This is a genomic window from Microbacterium sp. STRO-2N (assembly GCF_057747775.1).
The window spans coordinates 2,452,766-2,471,363 of sequence record NZ_CM173223.1 but is presented as its reverse complement, the minus strand read 5'-3'; the positions used below and the strand labels follow the sequence as shown (position 1 = coordinate 2,471,363).

Here is an 18,598-nt window from a genome sequence, read left to right as displayed (position 1 = left end):
CTCACCGCCGGGCGCGGAGGTACTGCGGCGGCCAGTAGTCGATGTCGGCGCCGAGCTCGGTCGCGGCGCGGAGCCCGAAGTGCGGGTCGCGCAGCCACTCGCGGCCGGCCATGACGGCGTCCGCGGCGCCTTCGGCCAGGACGCGCTCGGCGTGGGCCGCGTCGTCGATCATGCCGACCGCGCTCACCGGCACGCCGGTCTCACGGCGCACCTGCGCAGCGAGGTGGACCTGGTAGCCGGGTCCCGTCGTGAGCCGCTGATGGGCGACGAGGCCGCCGCTGGAGATGTCGAAGAAGTCCGCGCCGCGCTCGGCCGTCCATCGTGCGACGACCGCCGTCTGCGCCGCGTCCCAGCCGCCGTCGGCCCAGTCGGTGGCCGAGAACCGCACGATGAGAGGTGCGGCGGGCGCGGCATCCGTCACCGCCTCCACGACGCGAAGCAGCAGCCGCGCGCGGTTCTCGAGCGAGCCGCCGTACTCGTCGTCGCGGTGGTTCGACAGCGGCGAGAGGAACTGGTGCAGGAGGTAGCCGTGCGCCGCGTGGATCTCCAACACCTCGAATCCGGCCGTGACGGCGCGCTGCGCGGCGGCGGCGAAGTCCGCGACGACGCGGTCGATGCCGTCGCCGTCGAGCGCGACCGGCTCGGCGTAGCCGTCGAACGCGATCGCCGAAGGGGCGACCGTGGCCCAGCCGCCCTCGTCGAGGGCTACGGATCCTCGGCGTCCCGAGAAGGGCGACCAGGTCGAGGCCTTGCGCCCGGCGTGGGCGAGCTGCACCGCGGCGACAGCGCCGCGACGGCGGATGGCGGCGACGATCGGAGCCCACGCGTCGCGCTGCGCATCGTGCCACAGGCCGGTGTCCTGGGGCGAGATCCGGCCCTCGGGCGAGACCGCGGTCGCCTCGGCGACGACCATGCCCGCGCCACCCGACGCGAACTGCGCGAGGTGGGTGTGGTGCCACTCCTGCGGGACGCCGTCGATCGCGCTGTACTGGCACATGGGTGACACCCATAGGCGGTTGCGCACGGTGAGGTCGCGCAGCGGGAGCGGCGTGAAGAGGTGGCTCAAGAGGACTCCCACGATGGGCGGACGAGTACTGTGGCGCCATGACGGGCACATGGACGATGCCGGACGCGGCACGCGCCCTCCGACGGCCAACGACCGCCGACGACAAGTATTCCCGAGGAGTGCTGGGCATGCGGACGGGCTCGGACGCGTACCCCGGCGCGGCCGTGCTGGGAGTCGAGGCCGCATGGCGCACCGGCCTCGGCATGGTGCGCTACGTGGGCACCGAGCGGCCGTCAGCGCTCGTGCTGGCCCGGCGCCCCGAGACGGTGGCCGCCGAGGGCCGTGTGCAGGCGTGGGTGATCGGGTCGGGAACGGATGCCTCGACACGGAGTCCCGCCGAGTCCGAGGCGCTGCGCGCGGTGCTGTCCGACACCGACCCCGTCGTCGTGGACGCGGGCGCCCTCGACCTCGCCGCCGAGGCCACGGCGCCCCGCATCCTCACGCCGCACGAGCGCGAGCATGCGCGACTGCGTCGAGCGCTCGGGCTGCCCGCGGTCGGCGGCGACCGCGTGACGGCGGCTCGCGAGACGGCGGAGGCGACGGGTGCCGTCGTGCTGCTGAAGGGCTCGACGACCGTCGCCGCGGCTCCGGGCGGATGGGCGACGACCGTCGTATCGGGAACTCCGTGGCTCGCGACGGCCGGCACCGGCGACGTGCTGGCCGGCGTGATCGGCGCGCTGCTGGCGGGCGCGGTGGCCCACGAGCAGGCCGCGGATGCCGCTTCCCTCGCCGAGATCGCGGCGTCGGGCGCGTGGCTGCACGGGCGGGCTGCGGCGCTCGCTGCAGCCGCCCTCGGGCCCGCCGGCGGCCCGATCACCGCTCTGGACGTCGCGGAAGCGCTGCCGAAGGCAGTCGCCGAGGTGCTGGCCCGGGAGTGAGCGGGCCCCGGGCCGCCGGACCATAGGATGACAAGGGTGTCGAGACGCGTCTGGCTGTGGGTCGGATTCGTGCTCGTACACGCCGCCGTCATCTGGCTCGGTTACGCGGGCGACCATGCGGCTTCGTGGGACGTCGACCAGCTCTACCGGTGGTGGGCCGCCCGCGCGCTGCGCGGTGAGGCGGTCCCTGGCATCACGGAGGACTGGGTCTACCCGCTCCTCGCGTACATCCCGATCCTGCTCGCCGCGGCGCCCGGACCGGCCGTGGACTACACGCTCGCGTGGGGGCTCATCGTGACAGCCGCCGACGCCGTCGCTTTCGCGATCCTCGTCGGGGACGGCCGTTCGCGGGGCCGCGTGATCGCGGCATGGTTCTGGCTCGCCGCACTGCTCGCGCTCGGGGGCGTGGGCATGTTCCGTCTCGACGGGTTCACGGTCCCGCTCGCCGTCGCGGGGTCGCTGTGGCTCGTCGGAAGGCCGTGGCTCGGATCGGTGCTGCTGGCCGTCGCGACGTGGATCAAGGTGTGGCCGGCGGCGCTCCTCGCCGCGGCGGTGATCGCCCTGCGCCGTCGCCTGGCCGTGGTGGGCGGCGCGGCGGTCGTGTCGGCCCTCGTCATCGCGGGCGTGGTCGTGGCCGGGGGAGCGCCGCACCTCTTCGGCTTCGTCGGCGACCAGACCTCGCGCGGCCTTCAGATCGAGGCTCCGGTCAGCACCGCGTACATGCTGCTCGCCGCCGGCGGCGTTCCCGGGGCCGCGGTCGTGTACGACCAGGACCTCATCACGTTCCAGGTGACCGGTCCCGGCGTCGGTGGGGTCGTGGCAGCGATGACACCGGTGCTCATCGTCGGGATGCTGTCGATCGCCGCGCTCGGGGCGTTCAAGGCCTGGCGCGGCGCCGGGTTCGCCTCGCTCTTCCCCGCGCTGGCTCTCGCACTGGTGCTCGGCTTCGTCGTGCTGAACAAGGTCGGGTCGCCGCAGTACATGACGTGGCTCATCGCGCCGCTCGTCGCGGGCCTCGCGATCGATCGCCGTCGCTGGATGGGTCCCGCCGCACTCGCGCTCGTCACGCTCGCGCTCACCCAGCTCATCTTCCCGTTCTGGTACGACGCGATCCTGGCGCTGACGCCCGCGGCCGTCGGTGTGCTCGTCGTGCGCAACGTGCTGCTCGTCGCGCTGTTCGCGTGGTCGCTCGTCCGTCTCGCCCGCGTCGCCCCGCGGGTCCGGCATCCGCTTCCCGTTCCCTGATCCCAGCCCCACCGGAGGTTCCCCATGCTCGTCGCCTTCTCCGTCGCACCCAGCGGCACCGGCAACGCCGACGGATCCGTGCACGACGCCGTCGCGGCGGCGGTGCGCGTCGTGCGCGAGAGCGGCCTGCCGCACCGCACGACGTCGATGTTCACCGAGATCGAGGGGGAGTGGGACGAGGTCTTCGACGTCGTCAAGCGCGCGACCGAGGCCGTGCAGCCGTTCGGCTCGCGCGTCTCGCTCGTGCTCAAGGCCGACATCCGCCCCGGCTACACGGGCGAGCTCGACGGCAAGATCGAGCGCCTCGAGGCTGCGATCGAGGAGAGCCGGGAGAACTGACCCCCCGAGCGTTCCGGGGGCCGGCTCTACCGACGCCGCGCGCGCCGGGCGGGAGCATCGGGGAATGACCTCTCCCGATTCCTCGCCGGCCCTCCGTACGCCGGTCCTCACCGGCTTCCTCGTCGCGATCGCCGCAGCCGTCCTCTCGCAGGCGGTGCTGGCCGGGCAGTTCATCTCGGGCAGTGCCGATGTGCGGACGCTGCACCTCATCGTCGGGTCGGCGCTTCCCTGGCTGGCTCTGGTGCCCGCGGTGATCGCGTGGGTGCGCGCGGCTCAGCGCGTGATCCCGAAGAGCTTCGCCGTGCTCGTGACCGTGCTCACGGTCGCGATCTGGGTGCAGGACGCCCTCGGCCACATCGGATTCCCTGCGACGACGGCCGTCCACATCCCGCTCGGCGTCGCGATCTTCGCACTGTCGGTGGCGCTCGTGATCGTGTCGTTCCGTCGGCACGAGCAGCGCGCCTAGAGTTGACGGATGCCGGACGAGGCGCCGGGGCGGCGCGTGCAGCAGTCCCTCGTGGACGCGATGGGGCGTGCGGGGGCCGGCGATGACGCCGGCGGCGATCTGCCCGTCGCCGCGACGGTCGTGCTGGTGCGCGACGGCGCCGACGGCCCCGAGGTGCTCCTGATCGAGCGCCCCGACCGGGGATCGTTCGCGGGCGCGTGGGTGTTCCCAGGCGGCAAGCTCGAGGACGTCGACCGCCGCGGTGACGACGAGCCCGAGGAGGACGTCGCGCGGCGCGCCGGTGTGCGTGAGACGCGTGAAGAGACCGGCATCGAGGTGGATCCCGGTGCGCTCTCGACGCTGTCTGTGTGGGACCCCCCGCCCGGGCTCGCGCTGCGCATCCGCACCTGGTTCTTCCTCACCCCCGCACCGGACGGGGCGATCGCGCTGTCGCCCGAGGAGGCGGTCGCTTCGGAGTGGATCCGTCCCGCCGACGCGCTTGCCCGGCATGGACGCGGGGAGCTGACCCTGTATCCGCCGACGTGGGTGACGCTGCACGACCTGTCGCAGCATCCCGACGCCGCGTCGATCCTCGACACCGTGCGCCTGGCCGGAACTCAGCGCTACGAGACGCTCGCGCGCCGCGGCGACGACGGACCCGTGCTGCTGTGGCAGGACGACGCCGAGTACGAGACGGATGCCGCGGCCCCCGGCACCGCGCGGCACCGTCTCGAGGTCGGCTCGCTGCCGTGGAGCTACCAGCGCCGCGGCTGAGTCACGCGTCGAGCAGCCGGCGCACGTGCCCACCCACGGCCTGCGTCTCGATGAGGAAGCCGTCGTGGCCGAAGTCGCTCGAGAGCACGACGGCGCGCTCGCCATCGAGGGTGTGACGGATGCCGCGTGCGATGCGGTGCTGCCCGTCGATGGGGAAGAGCCGGTCGCTGTCGATGCCCAGCACCAGCGCTGTCGCGGTGACCCGTGCGAGGGCGTCCTCGATGCCGCCGCGGTCGCGGCCGACGTCGTGGGAGTTCATCGCCTCGACGAGCGTGATGTAGGAGTTCGCGTCGAAGCGGCGCGTGAACTTGTTGCCGTGGAAGTCGAGGTACGACTCGACCGCGAACCGGCCGCCGCGGCCGAGCGGACTCACGCCCGACTGCCACGAGCGCTGGAACCGCTGATTGAGTTCGGTGGGCGAGCGGTAGTTGAGCAGCGCCATGCGGCGGGCGAGTGCGAGCCCGCGCGTGGGACCGTCGCCGTCGGGGGCGTCGTAGTACTCGCCGGCCTGGAACCGCGGGTCGATGCGGATCGCCTCGAGCTGCACCGAGTTCAGGGCGATCTGGTCGGCGGTGTTGACCGGGGGTGCCGACAGGATGCCGACGCGCGCGACGCGCTCGGGGTGCGACACCGCCCATTCCAGCGCGTGCATGCCGCCCATCGAGCCGCCCAGGACTGCCGCCCACACGTCGATGCCGAGCGCGTCGGCGAGTCGCACCTGCGCGGCGACCTGGTCGCGGATCGTGAGGTACGGGAAACGCGAGGCCCACTCGTATCCGTCCGGACCGATGGATGCCGGACCCGTCGAGCCCTGGCATCCGCCCAGCATGTTCGGCGCGATCACGAACCAGCGGTCGGTGTCGATGGGGGAGGCCGGTCCGACGATGTCGTCCCACCAGCCCGACGTCGGATGCCCCGGCCCCGCGTGGCCGCGCACGTGACTGTCGCCGGTGAGCGCGTGCAGCACGAGCACGGCGTTGTCGCGGGTGGCGTTGAGCTCGCCCCACGTCTCGTAGGCGATGCGATAGCCCGGCAGCTCCACGCCGCCCTCGGTGCGGAACGCGCCGAACGCAGCGAAATGCCGGTCGCCGACCGGGTCGCCGTCGCGCCACGCGCCGGTCGCCGGAGGGCGGCCGCCGAGCAGACGGGCGTCAGCCTCCGTCACCGGCGCGCTGGGCACGGTGTCTTCGGAGGTCTGCCAGTCCATCCGACCATTCTCCCGTCTCGACCGCGCGACGAGGCGTCTGTTACACCCGCCGCTGTCGAGAATTCAGGAAGAAATGCGGCCGCGGCACCGCTCCCGCGGGTTTCCGGCGGTGTGCTCCTGAATTCTCAACGGATCGGGGACTCTGCCGCCGGGAACGGGGTCGTGTCGTAGACGGCTCCGTGCGGGCCGGCGAGGGCGATCGGCACGCCGTCGCGTGACTGCACGAAGCGCGCACCGACGTCCAGGCCGTGCGGCAGCCGCGCGTCGATATGCGGAAAGACGTGGGTGCTCTCGTTCGACAGCCACACCACGTTCCGGCCGATCGCACGGCCGAGTCCCGACATGATGCCGGCGAACCGTTCGCGGCCCGCCTCGTCGAGGTAGAGCATCACCGCGCTGTGGAACACGACCACCGTGGCGTCCGCCGGGGCGACGGCCGCGGCCTCCGTCACCGTCTCGAGGAGGTCGCCGCGGATGATCTCGGGCGGATCGGATGCCGCGACCGCCGCGGCGGCGCGCAGGCGGGCGACGCGCGCGTCGTGGTCGGGTCCCGGCCACACCAGGGTCGCGAGCCAGTCGACGGCGTCCGGGTCGCGGGCGTCGATGGGGGAGAGGTCGATACCCCGGCGCCACACGACCTCCGGCACGGCGCCCGGGATCGAGGCGTCGTCGTCGACGCGGCACGCGAGCCGCACCGGCGAGGGGCCGGTGGCGGGCTCGAGCACGCGCACGCCACCGGGACCCGTGTACTCGTAGCCGTAGCGATCGGGGTACAGGCACAGCCCGGCCGCGGCGCCGACCTCGAGCAGCGCGATCGGCCCCTCGATGCGCGAGAGCGGCGGCAGCCACGTCGCGCAGCGGTTGGGCTCGTTCGTCTGCGTCGAGCGCGCGTGCTCGGTCGCGACGACCTGATCCCAGTGGGCGAGGAGCCACTCGCGCCACTGCGCGTAGGGTCCGAGCGGGCCGCCCTCCCATCGCGCGGCGGCGAACAGCAGGTTCGCCTGCCGCAGCCGCTGCGGGAGCTCGGCGATCCGCGCGATCAGCTCGGGATCGGCGGCGATCGCGATCGACCACTCCTCGTACAGCGGCGAGGTGCCGTGCGCCCAGCGGCGCCCGAAATCGTCGTAGTAGGCCGCGATCCGTGCGGCGTCGTCGGTCGTCACGCCATCACGATACGGCGGGTCGGGCGCCCGCCGTGCGCCGTCGGACGGCCACGGACCGAGCGAAATCGGTCACAGGAGACGGCGGATGCCCCGGTCCTGCGCTCCGAGGAGCGCGGGCCGGGGCATCCGACGACGTTCGGCAGGCTGAGGGAGCAGCGCGTCAGGCGCGAGCCGCCTCCGACACGCGACGCGCGGCGATGAGGGCCTGCTCGAGGTCGGCCTTCAGATCGTCGATGTTCTCGAGACCGACCGAGAGGCGCACCAGGCCCGGCGTGACGCCGGTCGTGAGCTGCTGCTCGGGCGTCAGCTGCGAGTGCGTGGTCGAGGCGGGGTGGATGACGAGCGACCGCACGTCGCCGATGTTGGCGAGATGGCTGAACAGGGTCAGCGAGTTGACGAACTCGCGACCCGCCTGGACGCCGCCCTTCAGCTCGAACGACAGCACCGCGCCGACGCCCTTCGGCGCGTACTGGTTGGCCGCGGCGTACCACGGCGACGTGGGCAGGCCCGAGTAGTTCACCGAGGCCACGTCGGGCTGGTTCTCGAGCCACTCCGCGATCTCCTGCGCGTTCTGCACGTGGCGCTCGACGCGCAGCGACAGCGTCTCGATGCCCTGGATGAGCAGCCAGGCGCTGTTCGGCGAGATCGCCGCGCCCAGGTCGCGCAGCAGCTGCACGCGCGCCTTGATGATGTAGGCGAGGCCGTCGCCGACGGCGGCCGTGTACGAGGCGCCGTGGTACGAGGGGTCGGGAACCGTGAGGCCCGGGAACCTGTCGACGTTCTTCGACCACTCGAACTTCCCGCCGTCGACGATGATGCCGCCGATGGTCGTGCCGTGGCCGCCGAGGAACTTCGTGGCCGAGTGGATGACGATGTCGGCGCCGTGCTCGAACGGGCGGATGAGGTACGGCGTCGCGATGGTGTTGTCGACGATGAGCGGCACGCCCGCCTCGTGCGCCGCATCGGCGACGGCGCGGATGTCGAGCACGTTGATCTTCGGGTTGCCGATGGTCTCGGCGAAGAACAGCTTCGTGTTCGGGCGGACGGCGGCGCGCCACTCCTCGACGTCGTCCTGGTTCTCGACGAACGTGACCTCGATGCCGAGCTTGGCGAGCGTGTACTTGAAGAGGTTGTACGTGCCGCCGTAGATCGAGCTCGACGCGACGAAGTGGTCGCCCGCCTCGGCGATGTTGAGGATCGCGAAGGTCGATGCCGCCTGGCCGCTGGCCAGCAGCAGCGCGCCGGTGCCGCCCTCGAGGGCGGCGAGGCGCTCCTCGACGACCGCCTGGGTCGGGTTCTGGATGCGCGTGTAGATGTTGCCGAACTCGGCCAGCGCGAACAGGTTCGCGGCGTGGTCGGCGTTGTCGAAGACATAGGACGTCGTCTGGTAGATCGGCGTCGCGCGGGCCTTGGTCACCGGGTCGGGCTGTGCCCCCGAGTGGATCTGCTTGGTCTCGAAACGCCAGTTCTCGGGTGCGGACATGTGCGTGCTCCTGCGGGATCGGACGCCGGAAGCCCTCGCCCCCAGCCGTGTTCGACAGTACGGATCCCCGGCCGCTGTCAACAACGCGGGGGAAATGTGACGTAACGATCGCGCCGCTGCGCTCGGTAGCGTGGAGGCATGGCGACCAGACGTACTGTGGTGACCGGAGCGAGTTCGGGGATCGGGGAGGCGGCGGCCCGTGCGCTGCGCGCCACCGGGTGGGAGGTCGTGGCGGTCGCCCGCCGCGCCGACCGGCTCGCGCAGCTCGAGGCCGAGACGGGTGCGGTGGCATTCGCGGCGGACCTCACCTCCGACGCCGACGTGGCGGCGCTCACCGCGTTCCTCGAGGAGTCGGGCCCGGTCCACGCCCTCGTCCACGTCGCGGGCGGCGCCCGCGGCACCGAGCGCGTGGAGGACGGGCGCGTCGAGGACTGGCAGTGGATGTTCGACGTCAACGTGCTGTCGGCCCAGCGCCTCGTGGCGGCGCTCCTGCCGCAGCTGCGCCAGGCCGCGGCATCCGACGGCCACGCCGACACGCTCTTCGTGACCTCGACCGCCGCCTTCACGCCGTACCAGGGCGGCTCGGGCTACAACGCGGCCAAGGCGGCCGAAGGGATGCTGGCGCACGTGCTGCGGCTCGAGCTCAACGGCGAGCCCATTCGCGTCATCGAGGTGGCTCCCGGCATGGTCCACACGCCGGAGTTCACGCTCAACCGCCTCGGCGGCGACAGCGTCGCGGCCGAGCGCGTATACGAGGGCGTCGAGAACCCGCTCACCGCCGACGACGTGGCGGACGTGATCGCCTACGCGCTCAACGCCCCCGGCCACGTCAACCTCGACCTCGTCACGATGCGGCCCGTCGCGCAGTCGGCGCAGCACCTGCTGGCACGCGGGCCGCTGCGCCCACGTGGCGTGGAGGGCTCGTGATCCCGGGCACGGTCGTCACCTATCCCGCCGGTGCGCTGACCTCGCGCGGGACGGTGCTGCGTGTCGCCGACGCCGGATCGGGACGCACCGCCGTCGTGCTCGATGCGACCGCGTTCCACCCCGTCGACACGGCGTGGCCCGACCAGCCCGCCGACCGGGGCGTGCTGATCGCGAACGGCGTCGAGATCCCGCTGATCCACGCGGTCGTGGGCGCGGAGAAGGACGGTGAGCTGCTCCTCGGCCCCGATGTGCCGGTGCGGACCGGCACGCCGGGGTGGACGTTCGTGGTGGCGCACATGGTCGAGGGCGACCCGGTCGCGGCGGGCGACGCGGTCGAGGTCCACGTCGACGCGGCATACCGCGCGGAACTGTCGACGGGGCACACCGCGTGTCACCTCGCGGCGCTGGCGCTCGACGCCGCCCTGGCCGATGCCTGGCGCAAGGACGCGCCCCTCGATGCCCTGGGGGCGCCTGCGTTCGACGCCCTCGCGATCCAGGAGTCGCGGATCCTCCCGAACGGATCGCGCGACGTCTATCGCATCGGCAAGTCGCTCCGCCGCAAGGGCTTCGATCCCGCGGAGCTCGACGACCTCGGCGCGCTGACCGCGCGCGTCGACGCGCAGCTGGCGTCGTGGCTGGAGTCCGGAGCCGACGTGCGCGTCGAACGCGACGGTGACACGCTCGCCGACCGCCGGTCGTGGGTGTGCGACCTGCCGGGCGGCGCGGCCCGCATCCCGTGCGGTGGAACCCACGTCGGCTCGCTCGCCGACCTCGAAGCCATCACCGTCGCGTTCGAGCTGACGGCCGTCGACGGCGGGTCGCAGCTCGAGATGACCACCACCGCGACCCCGCGCACGAGCGCGCCGGCAGGCTCCGCGGACGAGCCATGGCGATGACGCTGCCCGAGCTCGCCGAGGCGGGGCTCATGGATCTCGGATGGTCGTCGGCGCTCGCTCCGGTCGCTCCCGACATCGCGGCGCTCGGCGAGCGGCTGCGTGCCGAGGTCGCCGCGGGCCGGCGCTACCTGCCGGCGGGTGACCGCGTGCTGCGCGCCTTCCAGCGGCCGCTCGACGACGTCAAGGTGCTGATCGTCGGCCAGGACCCGTACCCGACGCCGGGGCATCCGATCGGTCTCTCGTTCGCCGTCGACGCACACGTGAGACCGCTGCCGCGGAGCCTCGACAACATCTACAAGGAGCTCGAGTCCGACCTCGGCATCCCGCGGGCGCCGCACGGCGATCTGTCGGCGTGGAGCGACCAAGGCGTCATGCTGCTCAACCGCGTGCTCACCGTGGCGCCCGGGGCGCCGGCATCCCATCGCGGCTGGGGCTGGGAGAAGGTGACCGAGCACGCGATCCGCACGCTGGTGGCGCGTGACCGGCCGCTCGTGGCGATCCTGTGGGGGAGGGATGCCGCGAACCTGCGCCCGCTCCTGGGCTCCACGCCGATCATCGAGTCGCCGCATCCGTCGCCGCTGTCGGCGAGCCGCGGGTTCTTCGGCTCCCGGCCGTTCTCGCGAGCGAACGAGCTGCTCGCCGGGCTCGGCGCCGAGCCGGTCGACTGGGCGCTGCCCGCGAACGCCGACGCCGCCGTGCGCGCATAGGCTGTCGGCATGCTCGAGGAGGACTACGACCGGGACCGCCGCCGGCTGCCGCGGCATCTCCGTCGCACGCCCGAACCCGAGCGCGCCTTCTCGTTCGACATCCGGGCGGCCGAGGACCGCGACATCCCCGACATCCGCGAGATCTACAACCACTACGTGACGAACTCCGTCGTGACCTTCGACGAAGACACGTGGTCGATCGCGCAGTGGCGCGAGAAGTTCGAGCACCTGCAGCGACTCGGACTGCCGTTCCTCGTGGCAGAGTCGCCCGCGGGCCAGATCCTCGGGTACGCCCTCGTGCAGCCGATGTCGAGCAAGTCCGCGTACCGGTACTCGGTCGAGAACTCCATCTACCTCGGGCAGGCGGCGACGGGCAAGGGCCTCGGGCGAGCGCTCCTGGTGGCGCTGATCGAGGCGTGCCAGGAGGCCGGCATCCGCCAGATGGTCGCGGTGATCAGCGACAAGGGCGCCGAGGCCTCGATCGCGCTCCACGAGAAGCTCGGATTCGTCGAGGTCGGCCGCATGGGCCGGGTCGGGTACAAGTTCGGGCGGTGGCTGGGCACGATCTACCTGCAGAAGTCGATCAAGCCCACGAAGAAGGGCCTGTTCGGGCGCTGATCAGCGTCCGCCGCGCTCCGGCTGCCCGACGGCGCGGCTCCACTCGCGGACCGCGTCGACGAGCTCGCGCCACGCGCCGGTGAGCTGCTCCTCGGGCAGTTCCGCCTCGCGTGGGTCGGCGCCGGTCCAGGAAGCGCGGATCCACCACACGAAGCGATCGGGCATGGGGCCGGGGGTCGAGGCGTCGTCCGCCTCTGCGGGGCGGGGTGCGCGGTCCCACGGGCACCGGTCGAGGAGCGAGATCCAGTCGGATGCCTGATCCTCGGGCGGCTGCGCCGTCCAGCGGCGCGTCACTCCCGCGAAGCCGCCGGTGCGGGCCACGTCTATCTCGACGGCCGGCTCGCCGGCTTCCGCCGGAGCGTCCGTGCTCGGCGACCGTCCCGACGCGGGAGTCCGCGCGGACGCGGGGGCGAGGTCGCCCCGGTCACCGCCCTGGCGGCGTGCTGCCTTCGCCATCCGTGATCACGCCGACGCCCGTCCACGCGGTGCGGACGGCGTCGACCTCCTCCGACTCCTCACCGTACTCCGCCGCCGCCGCCGCGAGGGTGGCCCGCGCGAACGCGGGGAAGTCCGCGGTCGAGGTGAGCTCGCCGCCGGTGAGCGTGCGGTACCAGACAAGGCCGGCGCGCTCCCACGCATGGCCCCCGAGCGCGGTCGCAGCGAGGTAGAACGCATGATTGGGGATGCCGGAGTTGATGTGCACGCCGCCGTTGTCGTCGCGGGTCACGACGAAATCGCGCATGTGCGCCGGCTGGGGATCCTTGCCGAGCACATCGTCGTCGTACGCCGTGCCGGGCGCGGCCAGGGAGCGCAGCGCATGCCCCTGCACGGCATCCGTGAAGATCTCGGCGCCGATCAGCCACGACGCCTCGTCGGCGGTCTGCCCGAGGCGATGCTGCTCGGCGAGCGCCCCGAAGACGTCGGCGATCGACTCGTTGAGAGCGCCCGACTGACCGCGATAGAGCAGTCCGCCCTCGTCCTCGATGACGCCGTGCGCGAGCTCGTGCGCGATCACCGTGACCGAGTTCGTGAATCCGGTGAACACCTCGCCGTCGCCGTCGCCGAACACCATGCGCTCGCCGTTCCAGAACGCGTTGTCGTAGTCGCGGCCGTAGTGCACCGTCGCCAGCAGAGGGCCGCCCGCGCCGTCGAGGCTGTTGCGCTGATACGCGTCCCACCAGAAGTCGAACGTGGCGCCCAGTCCGTCGAACGCCTCGTCGACCGACTCGTCGCCCGTCGGCGGGTCGTCCTCACCGCGCACCCGAACGCCGGGGAGCGCCTCGCGCTCTTCCGCGTCGGCGATCTCGCGGTCGGGCGCCGGCGTGGCCTCGGCGACGAGCGTGCCGCCGTCCTCGATCGAGAGGCGCAGGCGCGACCGCGTCGGGCGGTAGGGGCGCGGCGCCGCGAGCGTCGACCGCGCCGCCTCAGCGGCCCGCGCCCACTCCGGCTCCTGTACGGCGGCGATGCGAGCGAGCAGATACGGAGGGACGATCGCGGGTGCCATGCTCTGAACGTAGCGGCGAGGCCGGACGTCGGCATCCGTTCACGCCCGAAATCGAACGATGCCGCACCGCGGCGAGGCCGGAGACTGTGGGCTCAGGCGCCGGGATCGATCACGGGGATCGAGGCGAGCAGGCGCCGTGTGTACGACACCTGCGGCTGCAGCAGCACCTTCTCGGTGGGGCCCTCCTCGACGATGCGGCCGTCCTTCATGACGACGACCTCGTCGCACAGGTTCTGCACGACCCCGATGTCGTGCGACACGAGGAGCAGCGTCAGGCCGTCGCGGGCGCGGAGCTCGGCGAGCAGCTCGAGGATCTGCGCGCGCACGGTCACGTCGAGCGCCGACAGCGGCTCGTCGCCGACGAGCACGCGCGGACGGTGCGCGATCGCCCGCGCGAGCGCGATGCGCTGCCGCTGCCCGCCCGAGAACTCGTGCGGGAAGCGCTCGGCCATATCGGGCTCGAGTCCCACGTCCTCCAGCACCTCCCGCACGCGTGCGCGGCGATCGCCTTCGATCCCGAGCGCCCACAACGGCTCGCCGACGATACGGCCGACGCTCATGCGGGGATCGAGCGACGCGTACGGGTCCTGGAACACGATCCCGGTCTGGCGCCGCAGCCAGTGCAGCGACCGCGCGGGCGCGGCGGCGTCGACCGCGCGCCCGTCGAACTCGATCGTGCCGGCGGTCGGCGCGTCCAGCGCGAGCAGCAGCCGCACCAGGGTCGACTTGCCCGAGCCCGACTCGCCGATGATGCCGAGCGCCGAGCCCTCGCGCACGTCGAGGTCGGCATCCTCCAGCCCCGTCGTGAAGCTGCGCGGCCCGAAGAGCCGCGTCTTGGGCGCCGGGTAGCGGCGGGTCAATCCCCGCGCGCGGATCAGCACGGTCGCGGAGCCGTCCCTTCCGGGGCTTCGCCCCGGAACCCCGGCGCTCACGAGCGACCCCCCGGCCGCCACAGCGTGGCCGTCGCGTCGCGCAGGAGCCCTTGCGTGACGACGGATGCCGGAGCCGTGAGCAGCTGTGACACCGGGGCCTCCTCGACGACGCGTCCGTCCTCGAGCACGATCCCGTGCGTCGCGATCTGCGACAGCACCGCGAGGTCATGGGTGATGAACACGAGCGACATGCCGTCGTCCTCGACGAGCGACACGAGAAGCTCGAGGATCTCTGCCTGGATCGTCACGTCCAGCGCCGTCGTCGGCTCGTCCGCGATCAGCAGCCGCGGGCGGCATGCGAGCGCCATGGCGATCGCGACGCGCTGCCGCTGCCCGCCCGACAGCTGGTGCGGATACCGCGCGACGATGCGCTCGGGATCGGGCAGGGCGACACGGGAAGCTTCCGTGACGGCGCGGGCTGCGGCATCCCGCTTCGTCAGTCCCTCGTGGATGCGGATCGACTCGGCGATCTGGCGGCCCACGGTGCGGATCGGGTTGAGGGCGGTGCGCGGCTCCTGGAACACGATGCCGATCTCGTCGCCGCGCAGCTGTGCGAGCTCGCGGTCGGCGAGGCCGAGGATCTCACGGCCGTTCCACCGGACACTGCCCGACGCGTGCGCGGCGTCGGGCAGGAGCCCCAGGACGGCGAGCGCGGTGAGCGACTTGCCCGAGCCGGACTCGCCGATGAGCCCGACCCGGGCACCGTCCGGCACGGCGAACGACACGCCGTCGACGACACGGCGCCCGTCGATCTCGATCGTGAGGTCCTGCACCTCGAGGCTCATGCCACGACCTCCGGGATGTGCAGTGGTCGCGCTTGCGCGCCGGGGGTCTGGGGCGAAGCCCCAGTGGGTCCAGCGCGCCTGGTCGCGAAGGGGCTGCGCGACAGCGTCGGATCGGTCGCCTCGCGCAAGCCGTCGCCGAGGAGGTTGAGGCCGAGCACGGTCAGCGTGATCGCAAGGCCCGGCCACACCACCGACAGCGGGTGCACCGTGATGAACTGCTGCAGCTCGGCCAGCAGCAGTCCCCACGACGGCTCGGTGACGGGTGCGCCGAACCCGAGGTACGACAGGCCCGCCTCGGCGAGCACGGCGACCGCCATGCCCCACGACAGCTGCACGATGAACACCGGCGCCACATTCGGCATCAGGTGCCGCCACAGGTTCTGCCCGGAGGTGAGGCCCGCGGCGCGGCCGGCGAGCACGAAGTCGCTGTGCAGCACGCGGCGCAGCTCGGGCCGCGTCACGCGCGCGATGTTGACGCCGAAGCCGATGCCGACAGCCCAGATCACGACCCACAGCGACCCGCCCCACACCGCCGAGATCATCATCGCGATGATGAGCACCGGGAACGCGATGAGGATGTCGACGAGCACCGCGACCGACTCGCGCACCCAGCGGGCGGTCAGCGCGCCGAGGGCCGCGAGCGCGATGCCGATGACGGTGGCGACGATGCCCGCGCCGACCGCGACGAGCACTGTCGTGCGCGCGCCGGCGATGATGAGACTCAGGATGTCGCGGCCCGAGCCGTCGGTGCCCAGCAGATGCGGCCACCCCGGGGGCGCCCACCGGTTCGAGATCTCGACCTGCTGCGGGTCGAACGGCGTCCAGAACCGGGCCACCACGGCGGTGATGACGACGACCGCCACGACGATGAGCCCGAACCTTCCCGTCGACAGCCCCCACAGCCGTCCGAGCCAGGCCCAGCGCGAGCGCGGTCGGCCCAGGGCCTCGGCGGGCACGTCGGCCGCGGCACCCGTCGCCTCGCCGTGTTCCGGATTCTGCGATGCATGTCCCGGAATGCGTCGTTCGGAGGCGGTCGGAGCGACCGAATCCGGGACATGCTCCGTCGGCTTCGTGCGGAACCGCCGGCGTTCGGCTCCGGACGCCGAGTGCGCGGGACGTCGGGGCGTCATGCCGCCTCCCGCTGACGGGGGTCGATGATGCGGTGCACGAGATCGACGACGAACCCGACCAGGAGGACGAACCCGGTGAGCGCGAGCAGCTCGCCCTGCACCTTCGGGAGGTCGCGCGCCCCGACGTCGGCGACGAGCATGCGCCCGATGCCGGGAAGCGAGAACAGCTGCTCGATGACGACGGCGCCCACGATGATGCCGGCGACCTGGAGCCCCAGCACTGTGATGACCGACAGCCCCACCACCGGCAGGCCGTGACGGATGAGCGCGGCATCGCGAGTGAGCCCCTTCGCAGCGGCGGTGCGCACGAAGTCCTGACCGACGGCCTGCAACGTGGCGCTGCGCACGAAGCGCAGCAGCATCGCCCCCTCGACGATGCCGATCGTCAACGCGGGGAGGATCAGCGCCCGCAGCGCCGCCCACGGGTCGGCCCAGCCGGCACGCGGGAAGCCCTGGGCGGGAAGCCAGCCGAGCCACACCGCGAAGACGACGACGAGCATCATGCCGGCCCACACCACGGGCACCGCCGCCAGCGCCTGCGCGCCGACGCTCAGCGCCGTTCCGTCGGCGCGTCCGCGCCGCATCGCCGACATCACGCCCAGCGGCACGCTGATCACGATGGCGATGACGAGCGACAGGATGCCGAGCGGCACCGTCACCTGCGCCTTCTCGGCGAGCTCGTCCGCGACGGCGGTGCCGGTGAGCAGCGATGTGCCGAGGTCGCCGCGCATGACGCCACCGATCCAGTCGAGGTACTGGACCGGCAGCGGCTGGTCGAGGCCCAGCCGCGCCCGGATCGCCGCGAGCTGCTCGGGCGTGGAGTTGACGCCGGCGATCAGCTGCGCGACGTCACCGGGCAGCACGCGGAGGGTGAGGAAGATGAGCACGCTGGCGACGAACAGCCCGAGCAGGAGCAGGCCGAGCCGGATCAGCGTGTACCGGATCACCCGTTGCTCTTGGCGATCTCGGCGAGGTTCAGGCGCTCGTTCACGTTGATCGAGGGCATACCCGTGATGTTAGTGCCGACGGCGATGACCGAGGCGCCGTTGTAGAGCCAGTCGGCGGCGTGGTCCTCCGACACGATGCGGGCGGCCTGCTGCAGCAGGTCGGCGGCCTCGGACTCGTCGGTCGCCGCGAGCGACTGCGCGTACAGCTCCTGCACCTCGGGGTTGTCGTAGGTGAAGTAGTACTCGGGGTCGGCCCAGTTCTCGAAGTCGCGCGCCTCGGTGTGCAGCACGAAGCTCAGGTCGTAGTCCTTGTTGACGTAGACGTCGTTGAGCCACGTCGAGAAGTCGACCGACTCGACCTCCAGGGTGATGCCGACCTCGTTGAGGTCGGACACCAGGATCTGCGGAATCGTGGTGGCGTAGAAGTTGGGGATCGTCAGCGTCAGCTCGAGGTCCTCGGCGCCGGCTTCCTCGAGCAGCGCACGCGCGGCCTCGGGGTCGTACGGCGCGACGTCGGACAGGTCCTCGTAGCCGGGGTCGAGCTCGGGGATCGGGCCGTACTGCGTCTGTCCCGAGGCGAGGGCCTCGATGATCGCGTCGTGGTTGATCGCCTGGCGGATCGCCTGGCGCACGCGCACGTCGGACAGCGGGCCCGAGGTCTGGTTGAACGCGAGCGTGCCCTTGTCGGTGGACTGGCCGAGCTCGAGCGCGAAGTCGCCGTTCGCCTCGATCTGGTCGCGCAGGTTGGCGTCGAATCCGGTGACGACGTCGACCTCGCCGGCGAGGGCTGCGTTCAGCGCGGCCTGGTTGTCGGGGATGTAGTCGAACACCACCTCGGCGACCTCGGCGGGCTCGCCCCAGTAGGCGTCGTTGCGGACGAACGTGATGCTGTCGCCCTGCCGCCACTGGTCGAACAGGAACGGGCCGGTGCCGTTGGCGGCCGTGTTGTAGTCGACGGTGTCGCCCTCCTTCAGCACGATGCCGGCGCGGCCGGTGAGGTTCCACAGCAGGCTGGAGTCCGGCTCGGTGAGCGTGAGCGTGATGTCCTGGCCTTCCGCGGTGATGCTCGCGACGTTCGCGAGCCGGCCGGAGTCACTCCACTCCGGTGTGTTCTTGCGCGTGGTCAGCGACCACACGACGTCCTGCGGGGTCAGCGGCTGGCCGTCGTGGAACGCCACGCCCTCGCGCAGCGTGAACGTGTAGGTCAGGCCGTCGGGCGAGACGGTCCAGTCACTCGCGAGCGCGGGGACGATGTCCTGCTCGGGCGTGCGGGCGACGAGGCCCTGGTAGACGTTGTCGACGAGGATCTGGTCCAGCGCCGCGCCCGCGGTCTGGCGGATGTCGAGGTTCCCGGGCTCCAGCACCAGCCGGATCGCGACCGACGCGTCGGGGTCGGGCTCGCCGGTGACGCTCGGCGTGGGCTCGGCGCCGGGGCCGCAGGCGGTCAGGGCGAGGGCGCCCGCCGCCAGAAGCGATACGGCGGCGAGGACGGTGCGACGGAGCATGGAGGTCCTTTCGGGAGGGTCCCGCGTGCTGTGCGGGCGCCGGCGGC

Annotated in this window: 20 protein-coding genes; 9 read left to right on the top strand and 11 right to left on the bottom strand. The window is 72.4% G+C overall.

Going from position 1 to position 18,598, the window contains the following annotated elements:
• Position 1: 1 nt before the first annotated feature.
• The gene (locus AC3ANN_RS11625) at positions 2–1,066 is read right to left on the bottom strand and encodes an NADH:flavin oxidoreductase/NADH oxidase (RefSeq protein ID WP_488337559.1); all 1,065 of its coding nucleotides are present in this window, start codon (positions 1,064–1,066) and stop codon (positions 2–4) included.
• 38 nt (positions 1,067–1,104) lie between these two features.
• Here AC3ANN_RS11625 and AC3ANN_RS11620 point away from each other — a divergent pair, with 38 nt between their 5' ends.
• The 5 genes from AC3ANN_RS11620 to AC3ANN_RS11600 all read left to right on the top strand — a co-directional run bounded on the left by AC3ANN_RS11620 (position 1,105) and on the right by AC3ANN_RS11600 (position 4,747).
• Positions 1,105–1,944 carry an ADP-dependent NAD(P)H-hydrate dehydratase gene (locus AC3ANN_RS11620; protein ID WP_488337558.1) on the top strand — a complete coding sequence of 280 codons (840 nt, stop codon included), beginning with the start codon at positions 1,105–1,107 and terminating at the stop codon, positions 1,942–1,944.
• 36 nt (positions 1,945–1,980) lie between these two features.
• Complete coding sequence (locus tag AC3ANN_RS11615) at positions 1,981–3,189, top strand: hypothetical protein (RefSeq protein ID WP_488337557.1); 1,209 nt, start codon at positions 1,981–1,983, stop codon at positions 3,187–3,189.
• Between the two features lie 24 nt (positions 3,190–3,213).
• On the top strand, positions 3,214–3,528 hold the full coding sequence (locus AC3ANN_RS11610; RefSeq protein WP_488337556.1) for a thiamine-binding protein: 315 nt from the start codon (positions 3,214–3,216) through the stop codon (positions 3,526–3,528).
• A 64-nt stretch (positions 3,529–3,592) separates the two neighbouring features.
• Complete coding sequence (locus tag AC3ANN_RS11605; protein WP_488337555.1) at positions 3,593–3,994, top strand: hypothetical protein; 402 nt, start codon at positions 3,593–3,595, stop codon at positions 3,992–3,994.
• Between the two features lie 9 nt (positions 3,995–4,003).
• Positions 4,004–4,747 (top strand): NUDIX hydrolase, encoded by a 744-nt coding sequence (locus tag AC3ANN_RS11600; protein WP_488337554.1) that lies wholly within the window; start codon positions 4,004–4,006, stop codon positions 4,745–4,747.
• A gap of 1 nt (position 4,748) precedes the next feature.
• On the opposite strand, the gene metX is transcribed toward AC3ANN_RS11600, so the two are convergent.
• The 3 genes from metX to AC3ANN_RS11585 all read right to left on the bottom strand — a co-directional run bounded on the left by metX (position 4,749) and on the right by AC3ANN_RS11585 (position 8,600).
• Complete coding sequence (metX, locus tag AC3ANN_RS11595; protein WP_488337553.1) at positions 4,749–5,954, bottom strand: homoserine O-acetyltransferase MetX; 1,206 nt, start codon at positions 5,952–5,954, stop codon at positions 4,749–4,751.
• A 125-nt stretch (positions 5,955–6,079) separates the two neighbouring features.
• On the bottom strand, positions 6,080–7,117 hold the full coding sequence (locus AC3ANN_RS11590; RefSeq protein WP_488337552.1) for a DUF2332 family protein: 1,038 nt from the start codon (positions 7,115–7,117) through the stop codon (positions 6,080–6,082).
• A 160-nt stretch (positions 7,118–7,277) separates the two neighbouring features.
• Positions 7,278–8,600 carry a bifunctional o-acetylhomoserine/o-acetylserine sulfhydrylase gene (locus AC3ANN_RS11585; protein WP_488337551.1) on the bottom strand — a complete coding sequence of 441 codons (1,323 nt, stop codon included), beginning with the start codon at positions 8,598–8,600 and terminating at the stop codon, positions 7,278–7,280.
• A 138-nt stretch (positions 8,601–8,738) separates the two neighbouring features.
• Between AC3ANN_RS11585 and AC3ANN_RS11580 the strand changes: the two genes are divergently transcribed.
• From AC3ANN_RS11580 to AC3ANN_RS11565, 4 genes are read left to right on the top strand one after another with little or no spacing between them, the layout of a single operon-like run.
• Entirely contained in the window at positions 8,739–9,527 is a 789-nt protein-coding gene (locus AC3ANN_RS11580; RefSeq protein ID WP_488337550.1) for an SDR family oxidoreductase, read from the top strand.
• Positions 9,524–10,423: an alanyl-tRNA editing protein gene (locus AC3ANN_RS11575; RefSeq protein WP_488337549.1), complete on the top strand. Its 900-nt coding sequence runs from the start codon at positions 9,524–9,526 to the stop codon at positions 10,421–10,423. Before AC3ANN_RS11580 ends, AC3ANN_RS11575 begins: the two co-directional genes overlap by 4 nt.
• Positions 10,414–11,130 carry a uracil-DNA glycosylase gene (locus tag AC3ANN_RS11570; RefSeq protein ID WP_488337548.1) on the top strand — a complete coding sequence of 239 codons (717 nt, stop codon included), beginning with the start codon at positions 10,414–10,416 and terminating at the stop codon, positions 11,128–11,130. Before AC3ANN_RS11575 ends, AC3ANN_RS11570 begins: the two co-directional genes overlap by 10 nt.
• Positions 11,131–11,139: 9 nt before the next feature.
• Entirely contained in the window at positions 11,140–11,748 is a 609-nt protein-coding gene (locus AC3ANN_RS11565; protein WP_488337547.1) for a GNAT family N-acetyltransferase, read from the top strand.
• On the opposite strand, the gene AC3ANN_RS11560 is transcribed toward AC3ANN_RS11565, so the two are convergent.
• The 7 genes from AC3ANN_RS11560 to AC3ANN_RS11530 all read right to left on the bottom strand — a co-directional run bounded on the left by AC3ANN_RS11560 (position 11,749) and on the right by AC3ANN_RS11530 (position 18,551).
• Complete coding sequence (locus AC3ANN_RS11560) at positions 11,749–12,069, bottom strand: protealysin inhibitor emfourin (RefSeq protein ID WP_488337546.1); 321 nt, start codon at positions 12,067–12,069, stop codon at positions 11,749–11,751.
• A 103-nt stretch (positions 12,070–12,172) separates the two neighbouring features.
• The gene (locus AC3ANN_RS11555; RefSeq protein ID WP_488337545.1) at positions 12,173–13,252 is read right to left on the bottom strand and encodes a M4 family metallopeptidase; all 1,080 of its coding nucleotides are present in this window, start codon (positions 13,250–13,252) and stop codon (positions 12,173–12,175) included.
• Between the two features lie 92 nt (positions 13,253–13,344).
• Entirely contained in the window at positions 13,345–14,133 is a 789-nt protein-coding gene (locus tag AC3ANN_RS11550; protein WP_488337544.1) for an ABC transporter ATP-binding protein, read from the bottom strand.
• A 47-nt stretch (positions 14,134–14,180) separates the two neighbouring features.
• On the bottom strand, positions 14,181–14,969 hold the full coding sequence (locus AC3ANN_RS11545) for an ATP-binding cassette domain-containing protein (RefSeq protein ID WP_488337543.1): 789 nt from the start codon (positions 14,967–14,969) through the stop codon (positions 14,181–14,183).
• Complete coding sequence (locus tag AC3ANN_RS11540; RefSeq protein WP_488337542.1) at positions 14,966–15,925, bottom strand: ABC transporter permease; 960 nt, start codon at positions 15,923–15,925, stop codon at positions 14,966–14,968. Before AC3ANN_RS11540 ends, AC3ANN_RS11545 begins: the two co-directional genes overlap by 4 nt.
• 170 nt (positions 15,926–16,095) lie before the next feature.
• Complete coding sequence (locus AC3ANN_RS11535; protein WP_488337541.1) at positions 16,096–17,046, bottom strand: ABC transporter permease; 951 nt, start codon at positions 17,044–17,046, stop codon at positions 16,096–16,098.
• Positions 17,043–18,551 carry an ABC transporter substrate-binding protein gene (locus AC3ANN_RS11530; RefSeq protein WP_488337540.1) on the bottom strand — a complete coding sequence of 503 codons (1,509 nt, stop codon included), beginning with the start codon at positions 18,549–18,551 and terminating at the stop codon, positions 17,043–17,045. Before AC3ANN_RS11530 ends, AC3ANN_RS11535 begins: the two co-directional genes overlap by 4 nt.
• Between the last annotated feature and the right edge of the window lie 47 nt (positions 18,552–18,598).